This is a genomic window from Nonomuraea aridisoli (assembly GCF_003236395.1).
Taxonomy (GTDB): domain Bacteria; phylum Actinomycetota; class Actinomycetes; order Streptosporangiales; family Streptosporangiaceae; genus Nonomuraea; species Nonomuraea aridisoli.
On sequence record NZ_POUD01000296.1, the window covers coordinates 1 to 10,857 of the forward strand.

11 protein-coding genes are annotated in these 10,857 nt (G+C 71.2%); 7 read left to right on the forward strand and 4 right to left on the reverse strand.

Annotated features, from left to right (window positions below; all coding sequences use genetic code 11):
• Both C1J01_RS40825 and C1J01_RS40830 read right to left on the reverse strand, forming a co-directional pair.
• On the reverse strand, positions 1–592 hold a 592-nt coding region (locus tag C1J01_RS40825; protein ID WP_146615903.1), incomplete at its 3' end, for an ROK family protein.
• A gap of 25 nt (positions 593–617) precedes the next feature.
• The gene (locus C1J01_RS40830) at positions 618–1,793 is read right to left on the reverse strand and encodes an FIST signal transduction protein (RefSeq protein WP_111184410.1); all 1,176 of its coding nucleotides are present in this window, start codon (positions 1,791–1,793) and stop codon (positions 618–620) included.
• Between the two features lie 170 nt (positions 1,794–1,963).
• Between C1J01_RS40830 and C1J01_RS40835 the strand changes: the two genes are divergently transcribed.
• The 4 genes from C1J01_RS40835 to C1J01_RS40855 all read left to right on the forward strand — a co-directional run bounded on the left by C1J01_RS40835 (position 1,964) and on the right by C1J01_RS40855 (position 6,992).
• Positions 1,964–3,355: a sigma 54-interacting transcriptional regulator gene (locus tag C1J01_RS40835; RefSeq protein WP_111184411.1), complete on the forward strand. Its 1,392-nt coding sequence runs from the start codon at positions 1,964–1,966 to the stop codon at positions 3,353–3,355.
• A gap of 65 nt (positions 3,356–3,420) precedes the next feature.
• Positions 3,421–4,197 carry a hypothetical protein gene (locus C1J01_RS40840; RefSeq protein ID WP_111184412.1) on the forward strand — a complete coding sequence of 259 codons (777 nt, stop codon included), beginning with the start codon at positions 3,421–3,423 and terminating at the stop codon, positions 4,195–4,197.
• 50 nt (positions 4,198–4,247) lie between these two features.
• Positions 4,248–6,206: a vWA domain-containing protein gene (locus C1J01_RS40845; RefSeq protein WP_111184413.1), complete on the forward strand. Its 1,959-nt coding sequence runs from the start codon at positions 4,248–4,250 to the stop codon at positions 6,204–6,206.
• Between the two features lie 321 nt (positions 6,207–6,527).
• On the forward strand, positions 6,528–6,992 hold the full coding sequence (locus C1J01_RS40855) for a GNAT family N-acetyltransferase (RefSeq protein ID WP_111184415.1): 465 nt from the start codon (positions 6,528–6,530) through the stop codon (positions 6,990–6,992).
• Here C1J01_RS40855 and C1J01_RS40860 read toward each other — a convergent pair.
• Positions 6,968–7,390, reverse strand: a complete 423-nt coding sequence (locus C1J01_RS40860; RefSeq protein ID WP_235854997.1) for a DUF6292 family protein — start codon at positions 7,388–7,390, stop codon at positions 6,968–6,970. The genes C1J01_RS40855 and C1J01_RS40860 overlap by 25 nt on opposite strands.
• Positions 7,391–7,544: 154 nt before the next feature.
• Between C1J01_RS40860 and C1J01_RS53330 the strand changes: the two genes are divergently transcribed.
• Both C1J01_RS53330 and C1J01_RS40865 read left to right on the forward strand, forming a co-directional pair.
• Entirely contained in the window at positions 7,545–7,670 is a 126-nt protein-coding gene (locus C1J01_RS53330; RefSeq protein ID WP_268958793.1) for a hypothetical protein, read from the forward strand.
• An 11-nt stretch (positions 7,671–7,681) separates the two neighbouring features.
• Positions 7,682–8,113, forward strand: coding sequence for a hypothetical protein (locus tag C1J01_RS40865; protein ID WP_111184417.1), 432 nt, complete (start codon positions 7,682–7,684; stop codon positions 8,111–8,113).
• On the opposite strand, the gene C1J01_RS40870 is transcribed toward C1J01_RS40865, so the two are convergent.
• On the reverse strand, positions 8,110–9,249 hold the full coding sequence (locus C1J01_RS40870) for a cystathionine gamma-synthase (RefSeq protein WP_111184418.1): 1,140 nt from the start codon (positions 9,247–9,249) through the stop codon (positions 8,110–8,112). The two genes, C1J01_RS40865 and C1J01_RS40870, sit on opposite strands and share 4 nt — an antisense overlap.
• Positions 9,250–9,599: 350 nt before the next feature.
• Between C1J01_RS40870 and C1J01_RS40875 the strand changes: the two genes are divergently transcribed.
• Complete coding sequence (locus C1J01_RS40875) at positions 9,600–10,742, forward strand: sensor histidine kinase (protein ID WP_111184419.1); 1,143 nt, start codon at positions 9,600–9,602, stop codon at positions 10,740–10,742.
• Positions 10,743–10,857: the final 115 nt, after the last annotated feature.

Genomic DNA, 10,857 nt, shown 5'->3' on the forward strand with positions numbered 1-10,857 from the left:
CGGTGGCTCGGAGAAGTGTATAAGAGACAGCCCAGGTGGTCAGGGCGGGGCCGCGGGCTACCGCTTCGAGGCAGCCGTGGCCGCCGCAGCCGCACCGGGGACCGCCGTCCGGTTCCACCACCACGTGGCCGATGTGGCCGGCGTTGCCCGTACGGCCATGCACCAGGCGGCCGCCCAGGATGAGGCCGCCGCCCACGCCTGTCGAGACCACCATGCCGAGCATGTCCCGGGTGCCCTGTCCGGCGCCCTTCCAGTGTTCGGCGATGGCCAGGCAGACGGCGTCGTTGTGGACGCGTACCGGAAGACCGGGGAAGAGGGCCGTGAGGCGGGCGCGCAGGGGGAAGCGGCGCCAGCCGGGGATGTTCAGCGGGGAGACCTCGCCGTCGGGCCAGGTCATGGGGCCTCCGCAGCCCACGCCCACCCCTTCGACGTCGCCGCCGAGCGGGGCGATGAGGTCGGTGAGGGTGCGCCACAGGGTCTCGGCGTCGGCGCCCTGGGGGGTGGTGGCGCGTCTGGAGGTGACCACCGTGCCGTCGCGGGTCACCAGCCCGGCGGCCATCTTGGTCCCGCCTATGTCGATCGCGAGGATCACGGGCGGCCCGCCGTACCGGACGGGATCATGGCCCGTCCGCGGCGCTGGAGAACACGAGGACGGAGGCGGTGAAGCCGTGCACGTGGTTGTGCCCGGCGACGGGGCCGACCTCGCCGGCGGCGAAGAAGCCCGCCACGCCCACGGGTCCCAGCGTGTCGCGAACCGCGATCGCGTCGTGGTCGGCCGTGCCGAACATGGCCGAGCCCCGCCCGTTGCACGAGAACAGCAGCGCGCCGTCCACCTTGCCGATCTCCTCGCGGTGAGCGTCGAGCAGGTCGTAGAGGTCCTCGTCGGCGGTGGCGGCGTCCCGAACCTGGAAGCGTACGGTCCTGCCGACCTCGACGATGTCGCCGATGGCCACGGCCTCGCGTTCGGGATCGATGCCGATCACGCCCCGGATGAGGAAGTCGCCGCGTTCGTGGCGTTCGGCGTATTCGTCCATGGCCAGGCCGATCTGCAGGCCGGCGGCGACGAGCTCCCGGTCGTCCTCGTCCAGCTCGGTGACGATGTCCTCCAGGCGGGCCAGCGCCGGTTGGCCGGCCAGTTCGAGCAGCAGGTTGTCCTCCGACGCGGTGACGACCATGCTCGGCCCGATCGGGCGGCAGCCCTGGCTGACCACGGTGCTGATCTTCACCGGGCCGCTGATCAGCACGCCGATCGCGCCTTCGGTGTGGACCTCGCCGTCGGCGAACAGCCGTACGGACCCGCGTCCCTGCAACCCGTTGGCCAGCCCTCCTACCAGCGGCAGGTCTCCCAGGACGTCGACCGAGCGCTCCACGAAGGCGTCGGTCGGAAAGCTGTACGGATCGGTCAGCAGGATCGCCACGTGGTCGTCAGGGCCGCGTTCGGGCAGCCCGACCACCACGAACCTGTCCTCGGCCGTCAGCGTCTCCAGCGCGAACGTCGTCAACCGGGCCCCGTCCAAGGTCGCGGCCCAGGCGCTGACAGCGGGCGTCAGCTCGACCCCCTGCCCGTCGCCGATCACTCCTGTGGCGCTGCAGCCGATCACGTTCGCCTCGGGCGCCAGCTTCATCGCGGCCTCTCCGGCCCGGGCGACGTCGTCGGGATCGTCGCCGCAGATGAAGAAGCAGACCAAGTCGGCAGGGCCGCTGAGCCTCGACAGTGCCTGACCGACGGCGTTCTCCGCGGCCTCCACCAGGTCGGAACCCACGGCGAGGCCGTCGGCGAAGCGGCTTGTCATCAAGGCCACGCGTCTCGCCTCCTCGTCATGTCCAAGTTCCCTAGGCCCGATTCTCCCCACAAAGCGGACAAGCACGCACACGAACCGTCACCTAATAGTCAAGATCCGAAATCTCCGCCAGGTGCGAAACTCCCTGCCACATTCTTCGTGGGGGACGTAGTCTCGGTTCCGTGCATCAGCCACGAATTCTCCGCGAGTTGCGAGAGAGCGGCCACGTTCATCGCACCGTCAAAGCCGAGGTCCGGGAAAACCTGCTGGCCAAGCTGCGGGCCGGTGAGCCACGCTTTCCCGGCATCGTGGGCTTCGACGACACCGTCCTGCCACACCTGGAGCGGGCGCTGCTCGCCGGGCACGACCTCGTGCTCCTCGGCGAGCGCGGTCAGGGCAAGACCCGGCTCATCCGCACCGTGACGGGCCTGCTCGATGAATGGACGCCGATCGTCGAAGGCTGCGAGATCAACGATCATCCGTACGCACCGGTCTGCACACGCTGCCAGGCGCTGGCGCGGGAGATGGGTGACGACCTGCCGATCGCGTGGAAGCACCGCGACGAGCGCTACGGCGAGAAGCTCGCCACGCCCGACACGTCCGTGGGCGACCTGATCGGCGACGTCGACCCGATCAAGATCGCCGAGGGGCGCACGCTCGGTGACCCTGAAACGGTCCACTACGGCCTCGTCCCGCGCACCAACCGCGGTGTCTTCTCCGTCAACGAGCTGCCCGACCTGGCCGAGCGCATCCAGGTCTCGCTGCTCAACGTGCTGGAGGAGCGCGACATCCAGGTGCGCGGCTACAACCTGCGGCTGCCTCTCGACCTCCTGCTCATCGCCAGCGCCAACCCCGAGGACTACACCAACCGGGGCCGGATCATCACGCCGCTGAAAGACCGGTTCGGCGCGGAGATCCGCACCCACTACCCGCTGACCGTCGAGGACGAGCTGCGGCTCATCCGCCAGGAGTCCATGCCGGACATCGGGGCCGACATCCCCGAGCACCTGGTCGAGGTGATCGCCCGGTTCACCCGGCTGGTGCGCGAGTCGACGGCCGTCGACGCCCGTTCCGGCGTGTCGGCCCGCTTCTCGATCGCCGCCGCCGAGACCGCGGCGGCCTCGGCGGTGCGCCGGGCGGCCATCGCGGGCGAGGAGCAGGCCGTCGCGCGCGTGGTCGACCTCGCCTGCGTCGTCCACAGCCTGCGGGGCAAGGTGGAGTTCGAGGTCAGCGAGGAGGGCAGGGAGACCGAGATCCTGGCCCACCTGCTGCGCCGGGCCACGGCCGAGACGTTCAGGAACCGGCTGGGCGGCATGGACCTGTCGGCGGTGATCGACAAGTTCTCCGAGGGCAACCAGGTCGAGTCGGGCGAGCTCGTCCCGGCCGCCGAGCTGCTGCACCGCATGGGCCCGGTCACCGGCCTGGCCAAGGTCATGTCGCGGCTCGGCATGGGCGCGGGCGAGGAGTCGCCCGGTCACGCCGCCGCCGCCCTGGAGTTCGCACTCGAAGGGCTCTACCTCATGCGGCGCCTGTCGAAGGAGGACGTCGACGGAGTGAGCGTTTACCGCACGTGAAAACATATGGGCGGTCTCCCGCGTCAAAAGGGATGACTGATCACCGATCTCGGGGGAGACCGTCCATGCGTTCGTTCGTCTGCGCCGCGGCCGTCGCCGCGCTGGCCGTGAGCGGCTGTGCCGCGCCGGTCATGTCCGCGCCCACCACTCCGGCGGCCTCGGCCTCCGCCCAGGTCGTCTACGGCTACGCCTGGCCCGACGGCGAGGGCCGCCTGCGGGTCGTGCCCAAGTCGGAGACCTTCGAGAAGCACGAGGGCGGCTTCTCCGGCTACCGGCTGGCGCCGACCGCGGGGGCGAAGGAGCTGCGGCTGGACTACGGCTCGGCCACGTACGGGCGGGTCACGGTGGCGTGCGACCTGAAGGAGACCGAGGGGCAGGTCGCGCTCGACGACAGGGGCCTGGGGCGTACGGCGTGCAAGCCGTCCGACCTGGCCACCGAGCTGGAGCGCGGCCCGGTGGCGGTGCGCGCCGAGCACCGCGACGGGAAGGCCACCCGGATCAACGAGATCCTGGTCCCCGACTGGCCCGATCTGAAGACGGCGCAGGGCACGATCCAGCGGGTGGACGACAGGTCGGTGCTGTTCTCGTCCGGTGGCAAGCAGGTCAAGCTGGGCTACACGTACGCGACGGTCTTCTTCCGCACCACGGCGAAGTGCGGCGACGGCTGGCTCACCGGCCGGCCGGTGAACGCCGACCAGGACGGCCTCGGCAAGAAGCAGTGCTCCGCCGACGACCTCACCGAGGCGCTGTCGAAGCTGCGCCACCCGGTGCTGGTCAAGGTCGACTACACCCCGGAGGTCGACTCCCTGGAGCAGGTCTGGGAGGTCTTCGGGGACGCGTGAGCCGTTCCGGGGGCACATGGGAGCGTTTCTCGGGTTAGCGTGGTTTCGTGATGGCCTTCCGCTATGGAGAGTTCCACGACGGCCCCGACCCTCTGGCCCCTCCCTACGACGTACGCGCGGCGCTCGACGAGATGGGCGACGCCATCCTGTCGGGCTCGACGCCGGTCCACGCCCTGCGCGACCTGCTCAAGCGCGGCCTGCCCGGCGCGCAGGAGCGCCGTGGCCTCGACGACATGCTCAGGGAGGTCCGGCGGCGCCGGCGCGACCTGCGCGAGAGCGGGCGGCTCGACGGCACGCTGGAGCGCGCCAGGGCGCTGCTCGACAAGGCGATCGGTCAGGAACGCGCGGAGCTGTTCCCGGACCCGTCCGACGACGCGCGCCTGCGGGAGGCGGGGCTCGACGCGCTGCCGGACGACACCGCCAGCGCCATCCAGGAGCTGAGCACGTACGACTGGCGCTCGGCGGCGGCGCGCCAGACATTCGAGGAGCTGCGCGACCTGCTGCGCCGCGAGGTGCTCGACAGCCAGTTCAGGGGCCTGCGCGACGCTCTGGCCAACCCCGACCCCGAGGCCATGGAACGCGTCCGGCAGATGATGGCGGACCTGAACGACATGCTCGACAAGGACTCCCGGGGCGAACACACCCAAGAAGACTTCGACGCCTTCATGGGGAACTATGGTGACCTGTTCCCCGAGAAGCCGCGCAACCTCGACGAGCTCGTCGACATCCTGGCCCGCCGCGCCGCCGCCACGCAGCGCATGCTGGCCTCGATGACCCCGCGCCAGCGCGAGGAGCTGTCCGGCCTCATCAACCAGACCCTGGAGCAGGCGGGCCTGTCCGACGAGATGCGCCGCCTCGGCGAGGCCCTTTACGCCCGCCGTCCCGACCTGGCCTGGAACGCGCCCGAGCGCATGACCGGCGACGAGCCGCTGTCCATGGGCGACGCCGTGACGGCACTGGAGGAGCTGGCCGACCTCTCGCAGCTGGAGTCCGCCCTGCGCCAGGACTACCCGGGCGCACGGCTCGACGACATCGACGAGGCCGCCGTACGCCGTGCGCTCGGCCGTTCGGCCGTGGACGACCTGGAGGCGCTCAAGCGCATCGAACGCGAGCTGGAGGAGCAGGGTTACCTGCTGCGGCGCCGCGGCAAGCTGGAGCTCACCCCCAAGGCGGTGCGCCGCCTGGGCGAGACGGCGCTGCGCCGGGTGTTCTCCTCGCTCGACGCCGGCCGCCGCGGCGACCACGACCAGCACGACGCGGGCTCGGCCGGCGAGCTCACGGGCTCGTCGCGGCCGTGGCGCTTCGGCGACGAGCAGCCCATCGACGTGGTGCGCACACTCGTGAACGGCGTGCGCGGCGGCGGCGTCACCACCGGCGAACGCGTCGGCGTGCGGCTGTCGGTGGACGACTTCGAGGTGGCCGAGACCGAGCGCCGCAGCGCCGCGGCCGTCTGCCTGCTGGTGGACCTGTCGTACTCGATGGCGCTGCGCGGCACGTGGGCGGCGGCCAAGCAGACGGCGCTGGCCCTGCAGGCGCTGGTGGCCTCGAAGTTCCCGCAGGACGCCGTGCAGATCATCGGCTTCTCCAACTACGCCAGGGTGCTGCAGCCCGACGAGCTGGCGGGTCTCGACTGGGACATGGTGCAGGGCACCAACCTGCACCACGCGCTGCTGATCGCCGGCCGCCACCTCGACCGCCACCCCGACTTCGAGCCGGTGGTGCTGGTGGTGACCGACGGCGAGCCGACCGCTCACCTCATGCGCAACGGCCGCTCGGCGTTCGAGTGGCCGCCGTCGCGGGAGACGCTGGAGCTGACGCTGGCCGAGGTCGACAAGATGTCGCGGCGGCGGGCCACGATCAACGTCTTCATGCTGGCGGCCGACGAGCGGCTGAAGGAGTTCGTGGACGAGGTGGCCCGCAGGAACGGCGGCCGCGTCTTCTCCCCCAGCGCCGAACGCCTGGGCGAGTACGTCGTCAGCGACTTCCTGCGCCTGCGCCGCGCCCGCTGACGCTCGGCCTCGACGTGGTCCTCTCCCAGGAGCTCCAGCAGGTCGTCGAAGGTGACGCCGAAGTACCCGCCCGGCCCGTCGACCGCCTCGCCGAGCGCGCAGTAGAAGCCCTCGACGTCGGTGACGAACCGGCCGTCGAGGTGGTACGTCGCCCCGGGCGGCCGGTCAGGCCGGGGACCGTCGACACCCCCGCAGCTTCCCAGCGGTTCTTCGTGGCGGCCGCTCAGCCGGTACCCGTCGCATTCCGGCTCCTCCGCCGCCGACGCCCTGAGCTCGGCCACGAGCCGATTCTGTCGGTGGCGGCTGCCAGACTCGCCTGCCATGGAGGACATCAGGCTGCGTGACGTGGTGGAGGGCGACTTGGAGGTGTTCCTGGCGCAGGAGCACGATCCGGAGGCGGTGCGGCGGTCAAGGTTCCCGCCCCGGGAGCGGGAGGCGTTCATCGCTCACTGGAAGACCCGCGTGCTCGGCGACCCGACCGTGCTGGTGCAGGCCGTCATGGTGGGCGGCGAGCTCGCGGGCAACGTCGTGGCCTGGTGGGAGGGCGAGCGGCGGTTCATCGGCTACTGGCTCGGCAGGGAGTTCTGGGGCCGCGGGGTGGGCACACGGGCGCTGGAGCTCTTCCTGGGCAAGGAGGCCAACCGGCCGTTGCACGCCGATCCGCACGAGGGCAACACCGCGTCGGTGCGGCTGCTGGAGCGCCACGGGTTCCGCCGCGCGGGCGTCACCGACGACGGTCACGTCCTGCTGGTACTGGAGGATCAGGCGTCGACGAGGCGGGAGTAGAAGTCGAGGGCGACGTCGAAGCCGTCGCGGCAGTTGCGGTGGGAGCGGTAGCAGGGCCGCCAGGCCGAGCTCGCGCCGACGCCCGCCCGCGCGTCCTGCAGCGCCTGGGGCACCCGCTCGGGCCTGGGCAGCAGGCCGTGGCCGAGGTAGCGCACGCCCGTCAGCTCGGTGTGCTGCCCGGGGCCGCCGGAGACGAAGGTGCCGAGGCGCCAGCCGCTCTCCTCGTCCCACACCAGCGCGGTGCCGTCGGTGAGTTTCACCGTGGCGTCACGCGGGTCACAGGGCCCTTCCCACCAGTCCGCGACCTCCGACCCGAGCAGGCCGACGACCCGCCGCACGTAGCAGGTCGGCTGGTGCAGCCACTCATCGGTGTACGGCTCGACGTGTCTGATGGCCACGGACGGCACCCCCTTGCGCCCCGAAAACGGTCGCCCAAATAGTGTGGAAACTGCGACGGCACCCAACCATACCCGCGCCTGAACTCAGCCGGTCACAGAGCGTCTAGTCATTAAGGACGATATTTGCGGCTGTATCGGGGAAGCAGTAGTTCTCATGATTGCCACAGTTCTCCTCATCATGTTCATGCTCTTCGCGGTGGTGAGCACGGAGCTGTGCATGCGTAGCTCCGCGGAGAGCAAAGAGAGTGTCGAGTCTCCCAGGGAGATCGTCGGCGACTAGTCTCTAGCGGCATGGACCTGCTTCTCTGGCTGCACATCGGGTTCGCGATCTTCACGATCGGCCCGGTCACCGCCGCGACGATGGCCGCGCCGCGCGTCATCCGCAACAAGAACGTCCCCGCGCTGCAGTTCATCCAGCGGACGACCAGGATCTACAGCATCGGCGCCCTGGGGGTCTTCGTCTTCGGCCTGGTGCTCGGCATCGTGATGGGCGGCGGGATCCTCGGCGAGTGGTACATGACGGCCTCGATGACGTTGTTCATCGTGGCGGCCGTGCTGCTGGTCATCATCGACCGCGACCTGCGCGCCGCCCTGCGCGCCCTCACGAGTGAGAGCGCCGAGGACGACGCGCAGGTGCAGAACGGGCGGATCGCCGCGATCAGCGGACTGGTGTCGGTGATCTGGCTGGTGATCCTCTTCCTGATGGTGGTGCCGGGCTCCTAGCCCAGAGCGCGGGTGAGGTCGGCGAGCAGGTCGTCGACGGTCTCGATGCCGACCGACAGGCGCACCAGGTCGGCGGGCACCTCCAGCGGCGAGCCCGCGGCCGAGGCATGCGTCATGCGGCCGGGGTGCTCGATCAGCGACTCGACGCCGCCGAGCGACTCGCCCAGCGTGAACAGCTCGGCCCGGTTGCACACCTCCACGGCCTCCGCCTCGCCGCCCGCGACGCGGAACGACACCATGCCCCCGAACCTCTTCATCTGCTTGGCGGCCACCTCGTGGCCAGGGTGCTCGCCCAGCCCCGGGTAGAGCACCTCCGTCACGCGCGGGTGGGCGAGCAGCAGGTCGACGACGCGTTCGGCGTTGTCGCAGTGGCGGTCCATGCGGACGCCGAGGGTCTTCAGGCCGCGCAGCGTGAGCCAGGAGTCGAACGGCCCGGCCACCGCGCCCATCGCGTTCTGGTGGTAGGCGAGCTCCTCGCCGAGGCCGCTGCCGGCGGCCACCAGCGCGCCGCCGACCACGTCGGAGTGGCCGCCGACGTACTTCGTGGTCGAGTGGACGACCACGTCGGCGCCCAGCGCGATCGGCTGCTGGAGGTACGGCGAGGCGAAGGTGTTGTCGACGACCAGCAGCGAGCCGTTGTCGTGGGCGAGCTGCGCCAGAGCGGCGATGTCGGCGATGCCGAGCAGCGGGTTGGTGGGCGTCTCGACCCACACGACCTTGGTCTTCTGCGTCATGGCCGCGGCCACGGCGTCGAGGTCGTGCAGCGGCACGGGGTCGTAGTGCAGGCCCCAGGCCTCGTGCACCTTGGCGAACAGGCGGTACGTGCCGCCGTACGCGTCGTTGGGGATGATCACGTGGTCCTGCGGCCTGCACACCGTGCGCAGCAGGGTGTCCTCGGCGGCGAGCCCCGACGCGAACGCGAGCCCTCTCGCCCCGCCCTCCACGGCGGCCAGCGCGGCTTCGAGCGCGGTCCTGGTCGGGTTGGCCGAGCGGCTGTACTCATATCCGGAACGCAGGCCGCCCACGCCGTCCTGCTTGTAGGTGGACGTGGCGTAGATCGGCGGCACGACCGCGCCGGTCAGCGGGTCGGGCTCCTGACCTGCGTGGATGGCCAGGGTCTCAAAACCGTTGCTCATACACCACACGTTAGTGGAAGCCGGCCCGCGCCCCGGTCCCCACCGAGCCGCGGGCCGCTCCCCGGGCCGCCGTCCCCCGGCGGCCCCGCCCGGACCCGCGCGCCCTGCACATCGCGGGCCCGGGTCGTCAGGCGTCCGTACGGGAGAGCAGCACAGGGTCGGCCAGCGCCAGCAGCACTCCGACGACCAGCAACACGATTCCGATGGCCCACATGTCCCTCTCCTTCCGACCTCTCCAGCATCCGCGACGGCCTCGGGCCGCCGCCTCCCCTGAAGGGCGGGTTCGCGGCCGCCCCCTTCGGCCGAACGGTGGATACGAGCGGTACGACTCGCGGCCTAGGCTCGACACCGTGGCCGACTCCAAGCGCATCGTGTACTGGGTCCGGCGGCTGGGCGAGATCGCCATGCTCGGCTGCCTGGCCATGATGCTGCTGCTGGACGCCCTGCTCGGCGTGGTCGTCGGGACGCTGCAGTGGGTCGTGCCGGTGTGCGGGGCGGTCGGCATGGTCGCCGTCGTCCTGCGGCGCAGGTGGCGGCTGGGCGGGTTCGCCGTGATGCTGGCCCTGTCGTTCGCCACGTCGCTGCTGGTCGGCATCACCGGTTTCCGGGGGGTGCCGGGCGCGGCGGAGACGGGGGCGCTGCTCATCCTGCTCGTCGGCGTCCTGCGCAACGTGGAGCCGGTGCGCCGGGCGGTCGTCCTGACGTTCGTGGCGCTGGTCGTGCTGATGTCCGAGGCGGTCGCGCGCGACTACAACGGCTCCGGCCTGGCGTTCGCGTTCATGTTGTTCGTGGGCTGGTCGACGGCCGCCGGGATCGGCGGATACCTGCGCTTCCAGCAGGAGCGCCGGGTGGAGGCGGTGCACGCCGTGCGCAGGGCCGAGCGCCTCGAGATCGCCAGGGAGCTGCACGACCTGGTCGCCCACCACATCACCGGCATCGTGGTCCAGGCCCAGGCCGCGCGTACGGTCGCCGAGACGAAGCCGGAGGCGGTGTCGCCGGCGCTCGACGCGATCGCGACGGCCGGGTCGGAGGCGCTGACGTCGATGCGGCGCATGGTGACGGTGTTGCGCACGGAGGACGACGCGACCCGCACGCCGGGCGTCACCCTGGCCGACCTGCGCATGATGACCGACCGGTTCTCCGCCGACGGGCCGAAGGTGGCATTCGAGATCGGCCCCGGCCTCGACGACCGCACGCTGCAGCCGGAGGTCATGACGACCGTGCACCGGGTGTTGCAGGAGGCTTTGACGAACGTGCGCAAGCACGCGCCGCGCACCGCCTGGGTCGAGGCGTCCCTGCGCCGCCACGAGGGCGGTGTGGTGCTGCGGGTGCGGAACTTCGGCTCCGGCTCAGACCCGCGGCTGGCCGGGCTGGGCGGCGGGTTCGGGCTGGTCGGGATGGCCGAGCGGGTGGAGGCGCTGGGCGGCCGGCTGTACGCGGGGCCCTCTCCGGAGGGGGCCTGGGAGGTGTTCGCCGAGTTCCCGCTGTCCTGACGCGACGGCCCGCTCGAACGCCTCCTCGCCCAGCCGGTCCCGCAGCCGCGCGACGATCCGCTCGACGTCGTCCCGCTCACCGGCCGGCAACGGCACCCCCACCGCCTCCCTGATC